This is a genomic window from Modestobacter caceresii (assembly GCF_000761485.1).
In the GTDB taxonomy this organism is placed as follows: domain Bacteria; phylum Actinomycetota; class Actinomycetes; order Mycobacteriales; family Geodermatophilaceae; genus Modestobacter; species Modestobacter caceresii.
Genome location: NZ_JPMX01000091.1, coordinates 1 through 18,543 on the forward strand (window position 1 = coordinate 1; position 18,543 = coordinate 18,543).

Below are 18,543 nucleotides of genomic sequence, written 5' to 3' on the forward strand. Positions count from 1 at the left end.
GAACAGATCGCGCCCTCACCGACCGCGCTGGATCAGTTACCCAACACCCTCTCAGCCGGTGAGCACGCGGGCGAGCGCCAGCGCGTGTGGGTCGACCGGCGTCACGTCGGCGGCCGAGCGCAGCCAGGCGGCCAGCGGGCCGGCGACCGCCGGGGACAGGGTCACGATCCACTCCGCCGTGCGCGCCCGGGCCTCGGCCACGTGCTCGGTGCCGCCGTCCGCCGCGCGGGCGATCACCTCCGGCCGGGACGCCAGCAGGCCGCCGACGGCCCAGCTGCCGCCGGTGGTCCGCGCCGCCAGCACCTCGAGACGTCCGGCAGCAGCGAGCAGCACCGTGGCGCCCTGGTCGTCGTCGTCCACGGGCCGAGTCTGCCCCGACCAGTGACGGGACCTGAGCCCTCCTGCGCATGTGCGGCCCAGCCAGCAGACTCGGGGACGGCCCCCGCCGGTCGCCGCGCGCATCGGTGGAGGAGAGGAACGTCCACCACTGCAAGGAGCTCATGTTGCTGTCCGATCGATCACGTCCGGTCATCGAGGCGACCCTCCCGGTCGTCGCCGAGAACATCGAGGAGATCGCCCGACGCTTCTACGCGCACCTCTTCGGCGCCCACCCCGAGCTGCTCGACGGCACGTTCAACCGCGGCAACCAGGCCGAGGGCACCCAGCAGGTGGCCCTGGCCGGCTCGGTCGCCGTCTTCGCCAGCGCACTCGTCAAGGACCCGGAGCAGGTGCCCGAGCACCTGCTGGCCCGGATCGCGCACAAGCACGCCTCGCTGGGCATCACCCCGGCGCAGTACGACGTCGTCCACGACAACCTGTTCTGGGCGATCGTCGACGTGCTCGGTGACGCCGTCACCCCCGAGGTGGCCGCGGCCTGGGACGAGGTCTACTGGCTGATGGCCTACGCGCTGATCAACATGGAGCGCGGCCTGTACAGCTCCCGCGGGGTGCGGCCGGAGACGGTCTGGCGCGAGTGGGAGGTCGCCGAGAAGACCGCGGAGACCGCCGACGTCGTCACCTTCCGGGTGAAGCGGATCGACGACCGGCTGGTCAAGACGTCGCTGCCCGGCCAGTACGTGTCGGTGAAGGTGCAGATGCCCGACGGCGTCCACCAGCCGCGGCAGTACAGCCTCACCCGCGCCGACGACGGCGAGCACCGTCAGTTCTCGGTCAAGCGGGTGCGCGGCGGCGACAAGCCCGACGGCGAGGTCTCGAACCTGCTGTGCGACCAGGTGCAGGTGGGCGACGTGCTGACCATGTCGCTGCCGTTCGGGGACGTCGTCCTCGACGACTCCGGCCGCCCGGTGGTCTTCGCCAGCGCCGGCATCGGGATCACCCCGATGGCCGGGATGATCTCGCACCTCACCGCCGCCGGGTCACGGCTGCCGATCACCCTGCTGCACGCCGACCTCGGCGAGAGCTCCTTCGCGCTGCGCGAGCAGGTCAGCGCCGACGTCCAGCAGCTGCCCAACGCCTCGCTGCACGTCTGGTACGAGGACGGCGCGGACAGCTCGCTGCCCGCCGACCGCGTGCACGCCGGGATCATGGACCTGGACGCGGTCGACCTGCCCGAGGGCGCCGCGTACTACCTGTGCGGTCCGCTGCCGTTCATGCGTGCGGTGCGCAGCGCGCTGATCGACCGGGGCGTGCCGGCCCGGGACATCCAGTACGAGGTGTTCGGTCCCGACCTGTGGCAGGCCGACCTGGCCACCGAGCCGACGCCGGACGCCACGGCCCACCCGGTCGCCGCCCAGGCCTGACCGACCCAGCACAGCACTGCGGGCCGCGCCCGGGGAGTCCCCCGGTCGCGGCCCGCAGTGGTCTGGCGGTGCGGGCTCAGCCCGCGTGGCTCAGTGAGCCGATGTCACCCAGCCGATGTCACCCAGCCGATCTCACTTGGCCGATGTCACTTGGCCGATGTCACTTGGCCGATGTCACTTGGCCAGGACGACGTGCTCGTTGGGCACGCAGTGCGTCATGGTCAGGCCCGAGACGTCGCGGGGGCCGTTCTTGCCGAGGTTGGCCGCACGCTGCAGCTCCGCCTCGGTGAGCGTCTGGGTCTGCAGCGGCTGCATGCCCCGGACGTCGTCCGCGCTGATGCCCAGGCCGTCGCCGACCCGCTGGCCCAGCTCGTCCTCGACCATGAAGAGGTGCCACATCATCCGCTCCTGGATCGGCCGGTCGCACTGCGACAGGTTGGCGATCAGGTTGGCGACGAGGTCGTCCTTCTCCCACTGCTCGGACAGCAGGTAGCGCTGGCCGGCCTGGGTGTAGTCGTCGGTGCGGTCGATTCGCTTGCGGGTGAGCCGGCCGGTGATCTCCGGGCCCTGCTCGTCGTGCGTGGGGTACTCGGCCTCACGCAGGCCGCCCAGGATCGACGGCTCGTAGTTGACGTGCGGGTTCTGGCCGGGGCCCAGGTCCACGCCGTAGGCCATCGCCCCGTCGCGCTGGTTGGTGGCGACCTTCGCGCCCTTGGGCTGGTTCACCGGCAGCTGCAGGTAGTTCGGGCCCAGCCGGTAGCGCTGGGTGTCGGAGTAGGAGAACGTCCGGCCGACCAGCATCTTGTCGTCGGAGAAGTCCAGCCCGTCGACGAGGACACCGGTGCCGAAGGCGATCTGCTCGCTCTCGGTGAAGAAGTCCTGCGGCGTGCGGTTCAGCGTCATGGTGCCGACCTTGCGCAGCGGGAACTCGTTCTCCGGCCACACCTTGGTGTCGTCCAGCGGGTCGAAGTCCAGCTCCGGGTGGTCGTGGTCGTCCATCAGCTGGACGTGCAGGTCCCAGGAAGGGAACTCGCCGCGCTCGATGGCCTCGTAGAGGTCCTTCGTGTGCACGCCGAGCTCCTTGCCCTGCGCGACCGCGGCGTCGGCCTCGGTCCAGGACTTGACGCCCTGCTTGGGCAGCCAGTGGTACTTGACCAGCTTGGTCTCACCGGCGGCGTTGACCCACTTGTAGGTGTTCACGCCGAAGCCCTGCATGGTGCGGTAGCTCGCCGGCAGGCCACGGGGGCTGAGGACCAGCGTCATCATGTGCAGCGCCTCGGGCGACTGCGACCAGAAGTCGAAGACCCGGTTGGCGACCTGGCGCTCGAAGGTCACCGGGTCGGGCTTCTGCGAGTGGATGAAGTCGGGGAACTTGATGGCGTCCCGGATGAAGAAGACACCCAGGTTGTTGCCGACCAGGTCCCAGTTGCCGTCCTCGGTGTAGAACTTCACCGCGAAGCCGCGCGGGTCACGCGCCGCCTCGGAGGAGTCCCGGCCACCGGCGACGGTGGAGAAGCGCAGCGCGACCTCGGTCTCCTTGCCCTTCTCCTGGAAGAGCTTGGCCCGGGTGTACTTGCTGATCGGCTCGTCGCCGACGGTGCCGTCGGCCACGAAGACGCCGAACGCGGTGGCGCCACGGGCGTGCACGACGCGCTCCGGGATGCGCTCCCGGTCGAAGTGGCTGATCTTCTCCAGGAACTGGTAGTTCTCCAGCGTGGCCGGGCCACGCGAGCCCACCGTGCGCTGGTTCTGGTTGTCGTAGATCGGGTGTCCCTGACGGTTGGTCAGGACGGCCCGGTCGGCCTCACTGGCGGCAGGTCCCTGCGATGCGACGTCGGTCATGCTGTCACTCCCTCTTCGATTGCACTGTTCGTCCCGTGCACGTGCGTCCTGCGCGCGACCTGACAGCCGGCGCAGAGTCCCCAGAAGACGACCTCGGCCTCGTCGACGGCGAAACCCGCCGCGTCCGAGGGCTGCAGGCAGGGGGCCTGGCCCACGACGCAGTCGACGTCGGCGATCAGCCCGCACTCCCGGCAGACCAGGTGGTGGTGGTGGTTGTCGCCGACCCGCAGCTCGTACAGCGCCGGCCCACCGGCCGGCTCGATGCGGCGTGCGATCCCGCTCCCGATGAGCGCCTTGAGCACCCCGTAGACCGCCTGGGGCGAGATCGAGGGGTGGACGGTGCGCGCGGCGGTGGCGATGGTGTCAGCGTCGACGTGCGGGTGCTCGGCGAGCACCCCGAGCACGGACAGCCGGGGCCGCGTGACGCGCAGCCCCGCCGTCCGCAGCTGCTTCTCCCAGGTCGTCTCCATCAGCAACGAGTCAACCCTGCTTTTTTGACTCAGTCAAATCAAGAGCAGGTGAACCCCGCCTGTCGAGTGAGGGCCGCCGGGACTACGCGAAGACGATCGTGCGGTCGCCCTCGACCACGACGCGGTCCTCCACGTGCCAGGTGACCGCCTGGGCCAGCACCTGGCGCTCGACGTAGCGACCGATCCGGCGCATGTCCTCGACGGTGGCGCGGTGGTCGACCCGGGCCACCTCCTGCTCGATGATCGGGCCGGCGTCCAGCTCCGCGGTCACGTAGTGCGCGGTCGCCCCGATCAGCTTCACGCCGCGGTCGTGGGCGGCCCGGTACGGGTTCGCGCCCACGAAGGCCGGCAGGAAGCTGTGGTGGATGTTGATCAGCCGCTCCGGGAAGCGGCTGCAGAAGTCCGCCGAGACGATCTGCATGTACCGGGCCAGCACGACCAGGTCGACGTCCCCGATCAGCTCCAGCGCCCGCGCCTCGGCGGCGTCCTTGGTGTCCGGGGTGACCGGGACGTGGTGGAACGGCACGCCGTGGGCCCGGGCGACGGGCTCCAGGTCGGGGTGGTTGGAGACGACGGCGGCGATCTCGGCCCGCAGGTCACCCGCGTCGACCCGGTAGAGCAGCTCCTGCAGCACGTGGTCGGCCTTGGAGACGAAGACGGCCAGCCGCGGGGTGTGTGCCGCCTCGGTCAGCCGCCAGGAGAACTGCCACTCCCCCGCCAGGCCGGCGAGCGCCGCCTCCAGCTCGGTACGGCGGGTGGCCAGGTCGTCGAGGACGAACTCGAGCCGCAGGGTGAACGTGCCGCCGGACGGGTCCGAGGAGTGCTGCTGGGACTCGGTGATGTTGGCGCCGGCCTCGGCCATCAGCCCGGACAGCACCGCGACGATGCCCGGCCGGTCGGGGCAGCGGACCACCAGCCGCCCCAGGTCGGCGGTGGAGGGAGCACGGCGATCGGGTCCAGACACGTCCGGAATGGTCCCAGGGGCCGCCGCGTCCCCCGCCGGGCGGGTCGGTGGGGGTCCGTCGGTCAGGGCAGGGCGGCGCGGGTGCGGGCGGCGACGTCGAACAGGTCGCCGTGCTGGGCGACCCGGGCCAGGACGTCGTCGGTGCGGAAGCGGACCGACTCCGGGTCACCGCCCTCGCGCAGCGCGTCGACCTCGGCCCAGCGCAGCGGGGTCGAGACGGTGGCGAACGGCCGGGCGCGCAAGGAGTACGGCGCGACCGTCGTCTTCGCGGTGTTGTTCTGGCTCCAGTCGACCAGCACCCTGCCCGGCCGCAGCGCCTTCTCCATCCGCCAGACGACCTCCTCCGGCGTCTGCCCGGTCAGCTCCTGGGCCAGGGCCTTGGCGTACCGGCTGGGGTGCTCCTTGTCGGCGCACTCGATCGGGGCGTAGACCTGCAGCCCCTTGGAGCCCGAGGTCTTCACCACCGGGTCGAGGCCGTCGGCGACCAGCCGCTCGCGCAGCCGGTGCGCCACCTGCGCGCACTCGACCACCCCGGTGCCCGGGCCCGGGTCGAGGTCGAGCACCAGCAGGTCGGGCAGCTGCGCCGTCCCGGCGTCGTCCACCTGCCACTGCGGCACGTGCACCTCCAGCGCCGCCAGGTTCGCCGACCAGACCAGGTCGGGGACGGCGGAGAGCAGCACCATGTCCAGCGTCTCCCGGCCCCGCGACGACCCGGGCGAGGGCACCGTCACCGACCGCACCCACTCCGGGGCGTGCCGGGCGCTGTTCTTCTCGAAGAAGGCCTGCCCGTCGACGCCGTTCGGCCACCGGGTGAAGGTGACCGGGCGGTGCGCCACGTGCGTCAGCAGCACCGGCGCGATCCGCACGTAGTAGTCGATGACCTGGGCCTTGGTGAATCCCACCTCGGGGAAGAGCACCTTGTCCAGGTTGGAGACCTCCAGCTGGCGGCCCTCGATCTGCACCCGCTGCCTCACGGCTCGACCACCACGTCGGCCGGCGCCTGGTCCGCGCGCAGCCCGCGCCAGGACGGGTGCCGCAACCGGCCCTCGCGGGTCCACTCGGTGAAGACCACCTCGCCGACCAGCGTCGGCTCGACCCAGTGCGCGTCCCGGGTCACCTCGCGGGGCAGCGCATCGACGAACGGGGCGGACGCCCGCGGGGTGAGCAGCGGCGCGAGGTCGGCCAGCGCCCTCGCGGTGAAGCCGGTGCCCACGTGTCCGGCGAAGACCAGCCGGCCGTCCTCGTCGTGCACCCCGAGCAGCAGGGAGCCGATGCCGCCGGCCCGCCGCCCGGCCCCGGGACGCCAGCCGCCGACGACGACCGACTGGGTGCGGAAGTTCTTGACCTTGCGCCAGTCCGGGCCGCGACCACCCGGCCGGTAGACCGAGTCCAGCCGCTTGGCGACGACGCCCTCCAGCCCGTTCTCCAGGCTGGCCCCCTGCACCTGCTGCCCCACCCCGGCGAGGTCGCCACGGAACCAGGGGGTGGTCACCCAGCGGTCCGAGCCCAGCGCCAGCGCGTCCAGCCGCTCCCGGCGGGCGGCGTAGGGCAGCCCGAGCAGGCTCTCGCCGTCCAGCGCCAGCAGGTCGAAGACCAGGTAGCTGACCGGGGCGGCCGCCGCCAGCCTCGCCACCTCCGGCCCGGTGCGGTGCATCCGGCCCTGCAGCAGCCCGAAGTCCGGCCGGCCCCGGGCGTCCAGCGCGACGACCTCGCCGTCGACCACGGCCTCGCGACCGGCCAGGGCCGCCGGCAGCGGGCCGAGCTCGGGGTACCTGGCGGTGACGTCGTTGCCGCTGCGGGCCCGCAGCCGGACCCGCCCGGAACGCACGTGCGCCAGCGCCCGGACGCCGTCCCACTTGAACTCGTAGCCCCAGCGCAGGTCGCCGTCGGCGGGGAGGTCGCCGACGGCGGCCAGCATCGGCGGCAGGTCCTCGGGCACGCCGTCAGCGGTGACCACCGGCAGCGGCCGCCCGGCCGGCTCGGCAGCGCGGGTCGGGTCCGACTCGGCCCGGCGGGGGGCCAGCGGATCGGCGGCGGCCACCCGGGGTCAGGCGGTCTTGCGCGGACGGGCGGCGCGCTTGGCCGGCTTCGCCGGGGCGTCGTCCTCCGCGGCCGCGGCCTTCTTCGGCGCCGCCTTCCGGGCGGGGGCCTTCTTCGCCGGGGCCTTCTCCCCCGCGGCCGCCTTCTTGGCCGGGGCCTTGCGAGCCGTCGTCCTCGCGGCCGGCGCGTCGTCCCCGCCGTCGTCCGTGGCGTCGTCCGACCCGGCGGCCGGTGCGCTGCCGCCGGCCCGCTCGACGCTGCGCCGCAGGGCGCTCATCAGGTCGACCACCGCACCGCCGCCGTCGTCGGCGGCCTCCGGTGCGGCCTGGACCTCACCGCCGGACTGCTTGGCCTCCAGCAGGGCGGCCATCGCCTCGCGGTAGTCGTCGGTGAACTGGGTCGGGTCGAAGTCCCCGGCCATCGTGGAGATCAGCGACTCGGCCATCGCCAGCTCCTGCGGGCGGACCGGCACCTCCTCGTCCAGGAACGTGAAGGCGGGCCGGCGGATCTCGTCGGGCCAGCGCATGGTGTGCAGCACCAGCACGCCCTCCCGCACGCGCAACGCCGCCAGGGACTCGCGCTGCCGGATGGCGATCTTGGTGATCGCCACCTGGCCGGCGTTCTCCAGCGCGGTGCGCAGCAGCACGTAGGGGCGGGTCGCGACGCCGTCGGGCTCCAGGTAGTACGTCTTCTCGAAGTGGACCGGGTCGATCTGCTCCTGGTCGACGAACTGGAGCACCTCGATCTCGTGCGTGGTGCCGAGCGGGAGCTGGTCGAAGTCCTCGTCGGTCAGCACGACCAGCTGGCCGTCGGGCAGCTCGTAGCCCTTGCCGATGTCGCCGTACTCGACCTCTTCGCCGTCCACGGAGCAGACCCGCTTGTACTTGACCCGGCCACCGTCGGTCTTGTGCACCTGGTGGAAGCGGATGTCGTGGTCCTCGGTGGCCGAGTACAACTTCACCGCGATGCTGACCAGGCCGAAGGAGACCGCGCCCTTCCAGATCGACCGCACGACTACCTCCTCGCCCCGGGGCCCGCGACCCCGCCTCGACAAGATCAGAGGATAGGTGCCCCGGCGGGTGCGCGGCAGCGCGAGACGGTCACGCACCGCAGCGCCCCACCCGGCCGAGGGAGCCAGCGGCCCGCCGGTGTGCGGTCCCGCCGGCACCCGACGGCCACGCAGCGTGACGCCGAGCTCGCGGTCAGACCTCCTGGCCGGTCAGGCTCCCGGCCTCCTCGCCGTCGTCGGACTGCAGCCCGCCGTTCTGGATGGCGTCGTAGACGAACTGCAGGACGTCGGACCCGGCCACCATCGTCATGGTCAGCGCGGCCAGCCTGGTCGCCCGCGGGGCGGTCACGTACCCGAGCACGAAGCCCGTGCCGACCCACTGGGCCATGCAGAACGGGCAGGTCAGCAGCTCCCCCACGGCGTGCTTGACGCCCCCGTGCTCCCGCACCTCCTCGGCGACCTCGGCCTCGCCCGACGTCCCCTGGTAGCTGACGAACGGTGCGCGCACCGGGGCGGTGACCGGGTCCTTCGCGATCCGCCGGGCCAGCCGGAAGGTGCCGACGGTCAGCAGGACCGCGTCCCCCAGGGGGATCCGGCTGGGCAGCTCGCGGCCCGACACCCGGATGGCGGTGGCCGCCGCCCCGACCAGGCCCAGGTAGACGCTCATCGCGCCCAGGTCCGCGGCCAGCGGGCGGGCCTCTCCCTGCGTGTACTCCTGCTGCTGGGTACGGGCCCAGCGGCGGACCGGTCGCCCGAGCCGCTGGACCTCGTCTGTGATCGCCATGCTCGCGGCGATACCCGCGGCACCCGGTGCCATGCGGCGGGCGGGAGCTGGATCACGCATGCCCGGCAGAGGGTCGGGTAGGGCCGGACCACGACGCCGGTCACCCGACCGGCTCCCCCGTCCACCGGACGGACGAGCGCGCCCACCGCTGGGGCGCGCAGAACGGAGGAACTCCCATGACCGACCCGGACCGCGCGGCCCGCGACTCCGCCCTCAACGACGCCGAGTTCCCCGACGACGAGCGTGGCCTCACCGGCACGGCGGACGGCCCCCGTGGCGACGTCGGCCCCGAGGGGCAGACCGCCCGGGACGTCTTCCCCGAGGACAACGGCATCCCCGAGGTCTCCCAGGACGACAGCCCGACCATGGCCCGCGCCGAGGACCCGGAGTTCGCGCCCGAGCCCGGCGACCGCGAGCACCAGGCCGTGGACTTCGGGACGACGGCACGCGAGCAGGCCGAGGGCGAGTCGCTGAGCGGCCGGCTGGAGCGGGAGGTCCCGGAGGACGCGTCCGACGTGCGCGCCGCCGAGGACCCCGACCGCGCCTTCGCCCAGCTCGACCAGGACGAGGACACCGACCGGCTCAGCGACTCCGGCACCAACCGCACCGGCGACGACGTCGAGGCCTTCGCCGACGCCCCGGTCGGCGGTGAGGGGCCGGAGGAGAGCGCGGTCCACGTCGTCGAGGGCACCTGACCCCTGCCGCAGCGCGCCGGACCGGCCGCCCCGCCGGCCCGGCGTGCGCTGAGTTGGTGCCGCGATCATGACGCGACTAGGTTGGGCGCCACGGTTGAGCAGCCAGCCGTGGCCTGCCCGAGAGCTCCTCGGGAGGCGTTCCGGAACCTCGGTGTCCCGGGCCGTGTCGGGCCGGACGGTGTACCGCAGTACATTGTCCGGGCATCCGCGTGCCCGCCAGGCATCGCCGCTGAGAGGAGCTGCAGTCCGTGACCTCATCCGACTCACCCGCCGAGGGCTCGCGCGACGTGTCAGCCCCGGCTGACACGAACGACGCCCCCTTCGACGACGTGATCACCCTGTCGACGTCCACCGACGACGACGGCACGGTCACCGTGACGGTCGTCGGCGAGGTCGACACCTTCACCGCGCCCGTGCTGCGCGCGTCCCTGGACACCCAGCTCGAGCAGCAGCCGACCGCCCTGGTCGTCGACCTGTGCGGTGTCCAGTTCCTCGGCTCGGCCGGCCTCGCCGTGCTCGTCGAGACCCAGAAGTCGGCGCGCTCCCGCGACGTCGGCCTGCGCTTGGTGGCCAACACCCGCGCCGTGACCCGGCCGCTCGAGGTCACCGGCCTCATCGACCTGTTCACGATCGCCGAGAAGGCCTGAGGAAGGCCCCTCTCCAGGGGGCCGCACACACCGCGACGACGGCGCTCCACCTCCGGGTGGGGCGCCGTCGTCGTGTCCGGGGCCTGGTCAGCTCAGGCGCTGAGCAGGGAGCAGACCGCCGCCTCGATGGTGCGCTGCGCCGTCCGGTCGTCGGGTGCCTGGGCGGCCTCGGCCAGCGCGCCGGCGACCGTCTCGCCGTGCTCGTACCGGTCGACCACCCGGGGGTCGACGTAGCTGGTCTTGCACACCGTCGGGGTGTTGCCCAGCTGCTCGGAGACCTTGACGTAGGCCTCCCGCACCGCGCGCTTGCGTGCCGTCTGGCTGCTCGGGGTGGGCGTCTCGGCCAACGTGGCGGCCATCATCACCGTCGCCGTCCAGGTGCGGAAGTCCTTGGCGGTGATCTCCGCCCCGCTGACCTCCTTGAGGAAGGCGTTGACCTCGTCGCTGGTCACGTCGTGCCAGCTCCCGTCGGCGAGCCGGTAGCCGAGCAGCTCCTGCCCCTCGTCCTCGGGCCGCTCCAGCAGCTGCCGGACGACGGTGGCGGTCGGCCGGTCCAGCAGCTCGACCTCCCGGTCGATCCCGCCCTTGGCGGTGTAGTGGAAGAAGACCCGCTCACCGCGCACCGACACGTGCTCGCGGCGCAGCGTCGCCAGCCCGTACGTGCCGTTGTCCTCGGCGTACTGCTCGCTGCCCACCCGGAAGGCGCCGAGGTCGAGCAGCCGGACGGCGCAGGCCAGCACCCGTTCGCGGTTGAGCCCGCGGGTGCGCAGCGCCGCCACCACCTCGTCCCGGACGTCGGGCAGCTGCTGGGAGATCTCCAGCACCCGCTCGTGCTTGGCGGCGTCCCGCTTGGCGCGCCACTCGTCGTGGTAGCGGTACTGCCGCCGGCCGGCGGCGTCGGTCCCGACGGCCTGGATGTGGCCGTTCGGCCACGGACAGATCCAGACGTCCTTCCAGGCGGGCGGGATGGCCAGGGCCCGCAACCGGTCCAGCCGGTCGTCCCTGATCAACGCCCCGTTCTCGTCCTGGTAGGAGAACCCCTTGCCAGCGCGACGCCGGGTCCAGCCCGGGGCGTGCACGTCACTGCGCCGCAGTCTCACGCCGGAGGGATGTGCACGACCGGGTGGGCTCAAACACGGGTGGTGACCAGGTCACCCGGCCGGGTGCCGCGGCAGCGCCTCCGGCGGCGAACGGGGGTTTGGCGTGCGCCCCGGTGGGCAACGCAGCCAGGCGGTCGGTCTACCGTCAAGGGAGCCGGGTCAGGCCTGACACCCGTCGCTGAGCGGCCGCTCGTCGTCCGCGCTCCGAACCGGAGCTGCGGGACGGGAGCGCGAAGACGGACAGCCGCGCTCTCGTCCGGGGGCGCGGGGGACGACGAAGGAGCGAACGACGCATGGTCGACACGACGGGCGCCGCCACCGGCGAGCGGCGCACCGAGCGGCTGGAACTGCGGGTCCCCACCTCGCCGACCCAGCTGCCCGCGGTGCGGGCGATGACCGGTGACCTGGCGATGCGGATGGACTTCGACCTCGACGCGGTCGAGGACCTGCGTCTCGCCGTCGACGAGGCCTGCGCCACGCTGTCCTCCGTCGCCCTGGGGGACGCACCGCTCACGGTCGTCTTCGAGGCCGCCCGCGACGGTCTGCGGATCGACGCCTGGGTGCCGACGGCGACCGGGGTCGACGTGCCGCGGGACGGCTTCGGCTGGGCCGTGCTGCACACCCTGGTCGACACGGTCGAGGCCGGCCCGAGCGACCAGTCGATCGTGCCGGCCGGCGACGGCAAGAGCACGCCCGTCGCCTGCATCAGCCTGGTCAAGAAGCTGCGGCGCTACAGCGCGATCGACGCCCTGACCGAGCAGTCCGACCCCGACGTGTCGGTCGCACGGTGACCCGGTCGGCTGCTCCGGACTCCCCGGCTGCCGACGACGCCGTCCTCGGCTCGGGTGAGCCCCTCGGGTCCCCGGCCCCCGCCGCTGACGCCCCTGCGGTCGCCGACACGGCCTCGGAGAACGAGATCACCGAACCCACCGACACCCCGAAGGCGGCCCCCACGGAGTCCTCCGCCACGACCCCGGAGCCGGCTGCTGACCCGGTGCCGATGTCGGACAACCGCAAGCGGGCCGAGCGGACCGCACCGCTGTTCGCCGAGCTGGCCACCCTGGACAAGGGCGACCCGCGGCGGGAGCGACTCCGGGAGATCCTGGTCGAGGAGCACCTGCCGCTGGTCCGGCACTTCGCCCGCCGGTTCAGCAACCGCGGCGAGCCCTTCGACGACCTGCTCCAGGTGGGCACCCTCGGCCTGATCGCTGCGATCGACCGGTTCGACCCGAGTCGTGGGGTGGAGTTCCTCTCCTTCGCCGTGCCGACGATCACCGGTGAGATCAAGCGGCACTTCCGCGACCAGGGCTGGTCGGTGCGGGTGCCGCGGCGGCTGCAGGAGCTGCACCTCTCGCTGAACGCGGCGGTCAGCGAGCTGTCGCAGAAGAACGGCCACGCCCCCACGCCGTCCGAGCTGGCCGAGCACCTCGGCATCCCCCGGGCGGAGGTGCTCGAGGGCCTGGCGGTGGCCAACGCCTACCGCAGCAGCTCGCTGGACGAGCGCCTCTCCGGTGAGGAGGACTCCCCCACGCTCGCGGCGACCCTCGGCGAGGAGGACGCGGCCCTGGAGGGCGTGGAGTACCGGGAGTCGCTGCAGCCGCTGCTGGCCACCATCCCGCCCCGTGAGCGCCGCATCCTGATCCTGCGGTTCTTCGGCAACATGACCCAGTCGCAGATCGCCGCGGACATCGGCATCTCCCAGATGCACGTGTCCCGGCTGCTCAGCCAGACGCTGGCCAAGCTCCGCGAAGGCCTCCTCAAGGACTAGGGGCCTCCAGCCGCGAGCACTGAACGCCGATGGCCCAGAACTCGATGAGTTCTGGGCCATCGGCGTCCAGCGGGTCAGCCCGGGGGCAGCTGGAGCGGGTCGTCGTCCGCGGGGCGGTTGCGCGGGTCGGCGGCCGGGCCGCTCTCCTGCACGTCCTGCTTGACCTGTGACAGCGGCGGCGGCTTGGGGATCTGCGGCGCCGTCTCCCCCGCCGTGTCGGCGATGCTGGACAGCGAGATCTTGGCCTCGGGCTGCTCGGCGGCCGGCGGCAGGTTCGAGTCGAACCAGTTGCTGGTGTCCAGGGACGACGCCGGCGCCTGGGTCGCGCCCTGGGCACCGGAGGACGCGTCGACGTCCAGCCAGCTGCGCTGTCCCTCACCGTCGTCGCCGCCACCCAGCTTGGACAGCCCCTCCAGCGCCTTGCTGAACTCGCTGGGCACGATCCACATCTTGTTGGCGTCGCCCTGGGCGATCTTCGGCAGCGTCTGCAGGTACTGGTAGGCCAGCAGGCCCTGGTCGGGCTTGCCGTCGTGGATGGCCTGGAACACCGTCTCGATGCTCTTCGCCTGCCCCTGCGCCTGCAGGAACAGCGCGGCGCGCTCGCCCTCGGCCCGCAGGATCCGGCTCTGCCGCTCGGCCTCGGCGTCGAGGATCGCGGCCTGCTTCTTGCCCTCCGCGGAGAGGATCGAGGCGGCCTTCTGGCCCTCGGCCGTGGTGATCGCCGACTGCCGCTGCCCCTCGGCGGTCAGGATGACAGCGCGCTTGTCGCGGTCGGCGCGCATCTGCTTCTCCATCGAGTCCTGGATGGAGGGCGGCGGGTCGATCGCCTTGATCTCCACCCGGGCGACCCGCAGGCCCCACGGGCCGGTGGTGCCGTCGAGCACGGTGCGCAGCTGGGAGTTGATGCCGTCCCGGCCGGTCAGCGCACCCTCGAGGTTCAGCCCACCGACGACGTTGCGCAGCGTCGTGGTCGTGAGCTGCTCCATGCCGGTGATGTAGTTGGCGATCCCGTAGACCGCCAGGCGCGGGTCGGTGACCTGGAAGTAGACGACGGTGTCGATGCCGACCTGGAGGTTGTCGGCGGTGATGACCGGCTGCGGCGGGAAGGAGATGACCTGCTCGCGCAGGTCGATCGTCGCGCGCACCCGGTCGACGAACGGCACGAGCAGCGCCAGCCCGGGCGAGAGGGTGCGGCTGTACCGGCCCAGGCGCTCGACCACCTTCGCCTGCGCCTGCGGGACGATCGTCACGCTCTTGGCCAGCACGAAGGCCACCAGCACGGCGATCACGATCAGAGCGATCAGGGCGGGTTCCACGAGGGCGGTGCTCCGTTCCTAGGAGTGGTGCGTCGATCCGATCTTGCCCCGTCCGGCGCCACCTGAGGACCCCTGGGGGCCCCGGTCACCCGGACGTCACCTCAGAGACGGCTGACGTAGGCGATCGGCCCCTCGATCTGCACGATCCGCACCTCGGCGCCGACGTCGTAGGTCTCGTCGTCGAGCTGGGTGCGCGCGGTCCACTCGTCGTCGCCCAGCCGGATCCGGCCGGCGGAGTTGTCGACGCGCTGGCTGACCACGGCCTCGCGGCCGACGTAGGTCGCGACGCCGTCGATCTGCTCGGGGGTGCGGTCGACCAGGTGCCGCTTGGCGACGGGCCGGACGAGGACCAGCAGCCCGGCCGAGACGACGATGAACGCGATCACCTGGAGGAGCAGGTCCCCGCCCAGCAGGGCCACGCCCATGCCGCCCAGCGCGCCGCCGGCGAACATCAGCAGGACCAGGTCCAGGCTGGCGACCTCGCCGGCCGCGAACAGGCCTGAGGCGATCAACCAGAGCAACCAGGCGGGCACACTCCGAGTCTGGCACGCGAACGCGTCATCCGGTCGCCGTCCACGCCTGTGCGGCCCGCGGGACGTGGCCGGTCGGTCGGGCGACGGCCGGTGGCGCGGCCGTCGTAGCCTCGTTCACCGTGCACGACATCGCCGCCGGCCGGTTCGCCGTCTGGGCCACCGCCTGGCTCACCGGCCGCAGTTCCTACGACGAGGTACTCGACGTCCTGCTGGGCGAGACGGCCCACCGGGTCGTCGGGCTGCCCGGGACCGACGAGGCGGTACCGCTGGGCTGGGCGCTGAGCTCGCTCCGCGGCCTGGGCGAGCAACGGCTGCGGCTGGTGCTGCCGGTGCCCGGTGACACCCGCGGCCTGCCGGCGGTGCCGGAGCTGGTGGCGCTCGGCCTGGAGGCCGGGCAGGCCGCCGTCGGCACCCGGCTCGCCCTGGTCCCGGAGGCGCTGGGGCCCGAGGCGGTCTCCTGGACGGCGGTCTCCCTGGACGGCGCGCCACCCCTGGCACCGCCGGTGGAGGGCAACCTGCGGGCGGTCTCCGGTGCGCTGGACCTCGCCGTCGGCGACTCCGCCCGCACGCTCGCCGCGCTGGACCTCGCCCGGTGGAACCCCGAGGTCCCCGGGTTGCTGGCCGGGCTGGCCCGGACCGTGCACGCCCCCGGGCTGCCGGCCGACCACGACCCGGTGGCGCTGTCGGTGCTCGGCCGGGCGCAGCGGTTGTCCCAGGTGCTGGACCTGGCGATGGCCGACGCGCCGGGAGCCGCGGTCACCCACGCGCAGGCAGCAGCCCGCGACGAGGCGCTGCGCCCGCTGGCGACCGCCGTCCGCGAGGCGACGGTGGCCGCCTACAACTGGATCCCGCGGGGCTGAGCCGCGGCGCTCTCATTGCACGCTCTCCGTGCGCTGTGCCCGCGCCGCAGCACGGGCGATGCGCACGGAGAGCGTGCAGAGCGGCGTCAGGCCGCCGGGCGGGCCGGGCGCTGGACGAAGCAGCAGGACGCCGGGCAGTTGGTGCCCAGCCGCGGCTCGCCGCCTGCCCGGCGCTCGACCAGCAGCTCCCGCAGCGAGGCGACGAACGCCGGGTGCGTGCCCGCGGTCGCCGCCCGGGCGAAGGCCAGGCCCAGTTCGCCGGCGGTCTCCTCGGCCTCGTTGTCCAGGTCCCAGATGACCTCGAGGTGGTCGGAGATGAAGCCGATCGGGAAGAGGACGACGGCGGTCTCCCCCGACTCCGCCAGCGCGCGCAGGTGGTCGTTGACGTCGGGCTCCAGCCACGGCACGGACGGCGGCCCGCTGCGGCTCTGCCACACCAGGTCGAAGTCGCGCCCGGGGGCCGCCGCCTCGACGACCAACTGGGCGGCCCGCTGCAGCTCTGCCTCGTAGGCGCCACCGCCCGGCCCGGCCACCGCGGCCATCGCGTTCGGGATGCTGTGCGCGGTGGCCACCAGCCGCGCGGTGCCGCGGACCTCCTCGGGCAGCGAGGCGATCGCGGCGGCCAGCGCCTCGGCGTTGGCCTGCACGAAGCCGGGGGCGTCGAAGTAGTGCGGCAGCTTCTCCCCGGTCGGGCCGGTGGGCGCGGACGGGTCGAGCTCCAGCGCGACCCGGGCCCGGGCGACGTCCTCGTGGTACTGCCGGCACCCGGAGAACGAGGCGTAGGCCGAGGTGGCGAGCACGTAGGCGTGCTCGATGCCGTCGTCGGCCATCTGCCGCCAGGCGTCCTCGACGTAGGGCGCCCAGTTGCGGTTGCCCCAGTAGACCGGCAGGTCGATGCCGGCGCCGGTGAGCTCGGCCTCCAGCGCGGCGACCAGCGCCTTGTTCTGGTCGTTGATCGGGCTGACGCCGCCGAAGTGGTGGTAGTGCTCGGCGACGGCCTCCAGCCGCTCGGGCGGGATGCCCCGGCCGCGGGTGACGTTGAGCAGGAACGGCATCACGTCGTCGGAGCCCTCCGGGCCACCGAAGCCGAGCACCAGCAGCGCCTCACGGCGCCCGGCCGGCGCCGGTGTGCGGGCCGGCTCGACGCCGCCGTTGTTGCGGACCGCGAGCGACGGGGACTCGTCCGGCTGCTGGTCGGGAGGCGTGATGGAGGCACCGGCGGGGAGGGGGTGCCGGGGGCGCGCGAGGTCGGTCACCTGACCGTCATACCCCCACGGCGTGGAAGCCGCCGTCGACGTGGACGATCTCACCCGTCGTGGCCGGGAACCAGTCCGAGAGCAGCGCGGTGACGGCCTTGCCGGCCGGCTCGGTGTCGGTGACCGACCAGCCCAGCGGGGCGCGACCCTCCCAGGCCTCCTCGAACTGCGCGCTGCCCGGGATCGACTTCATCGCCATGGTGCGCAGCGGGCCGGCCGCGACCAGGTTGACCCGGACGCCCTCGGGGCCCAGCTCACGGGCCAGGTACCGGGACGTCGACTCCAGGGCCGCCTTCGCCGCCCCCATCCAGCCGTAGACCGGCCAGGCGACGGTGGCGTCGAAGGTCAGGCCGACCACCGAGGCGGTGTCGCCGAACAGCGGCCGGCAGGCCTGGGTCAGCGAGGCCAGGGACCACGAAGAGACCTGGAACGCCGTCGCCGCGTGCTCCCACGCGACCTCGGGGAACCCCTCGCCCATCGCCTCCTGCGGCGCGAAGCCGATGGAGTGCACCACGCCGTCCAAGCCGTCGACGTGCTCACGCAGCCGGTCGGCCAGCGTGGCCAGGTGCTCGGTGTTCGTCACGTCCAGCTCGACGACCGGCGCCTCCTGCGGCAGCCTCTTCGCGATCCGCTGGCAGAGCGACAGGGCCCGGCCGAAGTTGGAGAGGACGACGGTGGCGCCCTGCTCCTGCGCGAGACGCGCGACCGAGAACGCGATCGACTGCTCGGTCAGCACGCCCGCGATGAGGATCTTCTTGCCGTCCAGAATGCCCATGGTCAGTGCCCCATCCCCAGTCCGCCGTCGACCGGGACGACCGCCCCGGTGATGTACCCCGCCTGCTCGCCCGCCAGGAAGCGGACGACGCCGGCGATCTCGTCTGCCTCGGCCAGCCGGCCCAGCGGCACCTGCCCGAGGATCTCCTGCTGCCGCTTCTCGGGCAGCTCCGCGGTCATGTCTGTCGACACGAACCCCGGCGCGACCACGTTGGCGGTGATGTTGCGGCCACCCAGCTCGCGGGCGATGGAGCGGGCGAGCCCGACCAGGCCGGACTTGCTGGCCGCGTAGTTGACCTGGCCGGCCGAGCCGAGCAGCCCGACGACCGAGGAGATGAAGATCATCCGCCCGGCGCGGGCGCGCACCATCTTCGGCGCCGCCCGCTTGGCGACCCGGTAGGCGGCGGTGAGGTTGGCGTCGATGACGTCGGTGAACGCGTCCTCGCCCATCCGCAGCAGCAGCCCGTCCCGGGTGATGCCGGCGTTGCTGACCAGGACCTCGACGGGCCCCTGGTGCTCCTCGACCTCGGTGAAGGCGCGGTCGACGGCGGCGGCGTCGGTGACGTCGCACTGCACCCCGAACAGCCCTTCCGGGGCGCCGCTGCCGCGGTGGGTCACCGCCACGGAGTCACCCGCCTCGGCGAACGAGCGGGCGATGGCCAGCCCGATCCCGCGGTTCCCACCGGTCACCAGCACCGACCTGCCCACCGTGCTCACCTCGCCGC

General features: G+C 73.1%; 20 protein-coding genes. 6 read left to right on the forward strand and 14 right to left on the reverse strand.

Going from position 1 to position 18,543, the window contains the following annotated elements; genetic code table 11:
• Positions 1–51: 51 nt before the first annotated feature.
• Entirely contained in the window at positions 52–360 is a 309-nt protein-coding gene (locus IN07_RS18100) for a hypothetical protein (RefSeq protein WP_036338378.1), read from the reverse strand.
• A gap of 140 nt (positions 361–500) precedes the next feature.
• Between IN07_RS18100 and IN07_RS18105 the strand changes: the two genes are divergently transcribed.
• Complete coding sequence (locus IN07_RS18105) at positions 501–1,760, forward strand: FAD-binding oxidoreductase (protein WP_231558457.1); 1,260 nt, start codon at positions 501–503, stop codon at positions 1,758–1,760.
• Between the two features lie 174 nt (positions 1,761–1,934).
• Here IN07_RS18105 and IN07_RS18110 read toward each other — a convergent pair whose 3' ends face one another.
• The 7 genes from IN07_RS18110 to IN07_RS18140 form a co-directional block, all read right to left on the reverse strand.
• Positions 1,935–3,602: a catalase gene (locus tag IN07_RS18110; protein WP_036338380.1), complete on the reverse strand. Its 1,668-nt coding sequence runs from the start codon at positions 3,600–3,602 to the stop codon at positions 1,935–1,937.
• Complete coding sequence (locus tag IN07_RS18115; protein ID WP_036338382.1) at positions 3,599–4,072, reverse strand: Fur family transcriptional regulator; 474 nt, start codon at positions 4,070–4,072, stop codon at positions 3,599–3,601. The genes IN07_RS18110 and IN07_RS18115 overlap by 4 nt, the downstream gene beginning before the upstream one ends.
• Positions 4,073–4,154: 82 nt before the next feature.
• The gene (gene purU, locus IN07_RS18120; RefSeq protein ID WP_231558458.1) at positions 4,155–5,036 is read right to left on the reverse strand and encodes a formyltetrahydrofolate deformylase; all 882 of its coding nucleotides are present in this window, start codon (positions 5,034–5,036) and stop codon (positions 4,155–4,157) included.
• A gap of 62 nt (positions 5,037–5,098) precedes the next feature.
• Positions 5,099–6,010, reverse strand: a complete 912-nt coding sequence (gene ligD, locus IN07_RS18125; protein ID WP_036338388.1) for a non-homologous end-joining DNA ligase — start codon at positions 6,008–6,010, stop codon at positions 5,099–5,101.
• On the reverse strand, positions 6,007–7,077 hold the full coding sequence (gene ligD, locus IN07_RS18130; protein ID WP_231558459.1) for a non-homologous end-joining DNA ligase: 1,071 nt from the start codon (positions 7,075–7,077) through the stop codon (positions 6,007–6,009). Before ligD (IN07_RS18130) ends, ligD (IN07_RS18125) begins: the two co-directional genes overlap by 4 nt.
• 6 nt (positions 7,078–7,083) lie before the next feature.
• Positions 7,084–8,088, reverse strand: coding sequence for a non-homologous end joining protein Ku (ku, locus tag IN07_RS18135; protein WP_036338391.1), 1,005 nt, complete (start codon positions 8,086–8,088; stop codon positions 7,084–7,086).
• A 190-nt stretch (positions 8,089–8,278) separates the two neighbouring features.
• Positions 8,279–8,869, reverse strand: a complete 591-nt coding sequence (locus IN07_RS18140) for a DUF1360 domain-containing protein (RefSeq protein WP_036338837.1) — start codon at positions 8,867–8,869, stop codon at positions 8,279–8,281.
• Between the two features lie 176 nt (positions 8,870–9,045).
• Here IN07_RS18140 and IN07_RS18145 point away from each other — a divergent pair, with 176 nt between their 5' ends.
• Together IN07_RS18145 and IN07_RS18150 are read left to right on the forward strand one after the other, a co-directional pair.
• Positions 9,046–9,564 carry a hypothetical protein gene (locus tag IN07_RS18145; RefSeq protein ID WP_036338394.1) on the forward strand — a complete coding sequence of 173 codons (519 nt, stop codon included), beginning with the start codon at positions 9,046–9,048 and terminating at the stop codon, positions 9,562–9,564.
• A 248-nt stretch (positions 9,565–9,812) separates the two neighbouring features.
• Positions 9,813–10,211: an STAS domain-containing protein gene (locus IN07_RS18150; RefSeq protein ID WP_036338397.1), complete on the forward strand. Its 399-nt coding sequence runs from the start codon at positions 9,813–9,815 to the stop codon at positions 10,209–10,211.
• A 92-nt stretch (positions 10,212–10,303) separates the two neighbouring features.
• Here the strand turns inward: IN07_RS18150 and IN07_RS18155 are convergent, their stop codons facing one another.
• The gene (locus IN07_RS18155) at positions 10,304–11,311 is read right to left on the reverse strand and encodes a DNA topoisomerase IB (protein ID WP_036338400.1); all 1,008 of its coding nucleotides are present in this window, start codon (positions 11,309–11,311) and stop codon (positions 10,304–10,306) included.
• Positions 11,312–11,604: 293 nt separating this feature from the next.
• Here IN07_RS18155 and IN07_RS18160 point away from each other — a divergent pair, with 293 nt between their 5' ends.
• Together IN07_RS18160 and IN07_RS18165 are read left to right on the forward strand one after the other, a co-directional pair.
• The gene (locus IN07_RS18160; protein ID WP_036338403.1) at positions 11,605–12,102 is read left to right on the forward strand and encodes an ATP-binding protein; all 498 of its coding nucleotides are present in this window, start codon (positions 11,605–11,607) and stop codon (positions 12,100–12,102) included.
• On the forward strand, positions 12,099–13,079 hold the full coding sequence (locus tag IN07_RS18165) for an RNA polymerase sigma factor SigF (protein WP_063124223.1): 981 nt from the start codon (positions 12,099–12,101) through the stop codon (positions 13,077–13,079). The genes IN07_RS18160 and IN07_RS18165 overlap by 4 nt, the downstream gene beginning before the upstream one ends.
• Positions 13,080–13,153: 74 nt before the next feature.
• Here the strand turns inward: IN07_RS18165 and IN07_RS18170 are convergent, their stop codons facing one another.
• Together IN07_RS18170 and IN07_RS18175 are read right to left on the reverse strand one after the other, a co-directional pair.
• Positions 13,154–14,395 carry an SPFH domain-containing protein gene (locus tag IN07_RS18170; protein WP_052091462.1) on the reverse strand — a complete coding sequence of 414 codons (1,242 nt, stop codon included), beginning with the start codon at positions 14,393–14,395 and terminating at the stop codon, positions 13,154–13,156.
• Between the two features lie 101 nt (positions 14,396–14,496).
• Positions 14,497–14,928: an NfeD family protein gene (locus IN07_RS18175; protein WP_036338406.1), complete on the reverse strand. Its 432-nt coding sequence runs from the start codon at positions 14,926–14,928 to the stop codon at positions 14,497–14,499.
• Positions 14,929–15,047: 119 nt separating this feature from the next.
• Between IN07_RS18175 and IN07_RS18180 the strand changes: the two genes are divergently transcribed.
• Positions 15,048–15,788, forward strand: coding sequence for a hypothetical protein (locus IN07_RS18180; protein WP_036338410.1), 741 nt, complete (start codon positions 15,048–15,050; stop codon positions 15,786–15,788).
• 86 nt (positions 15,789–15,874) lie between these two features.
• Here IN07_RS18180 and IN07_RS18185 read toward each other — a convergent pair whose 3' ends face one another.
• The 3 genes from IN07_RS18185 to fabG are packed head-to-tail and all read right to left on the reverse strand — an operon-like array spanning position 15,875 to position 18,526.
• Positions 15,875–17,044: a ferrochelatase gene (locus IN07_RS18185; protein ID WP_081975526.1), complete on the reverse strand. Its 1,170-nt coding sequence runs from the start codon at positions 17,042–17,044 to the stop codon at positions 15,875–15,877.
• A 7-nt stretch (positions 17,045–17,051) separates the two neighbouring features.
• Positions 17,052–17,819, reverse strand: coding sequence for an enoyl-ACP reductase FabI (fabI, locus tag IN07_RS18190; RefSeq protein ID WP_036338413.1), 768 nt, complete (start codon positions 17,817–17,819; stop codon positions 17,052–17,054).
• A gap of 2 nt (positions 17,820–17,821) precedes the next feature.
• The gene (gene fabG, locus IN07_RS18195) at positions 17,822–18,526 is read right to left on the reverse strand and encodes a 3-oxoacyl-ACP reductase FabG (RefSeq protein ID WP_036338415.1); all 705 of its coding nucleotides are present in this window, start codon (positions 18,524–18,526) and stop codon (positions 17,822–17,824) included.
• Positions 18,527–18,543 lie beyond the last annotated feature (17 nt).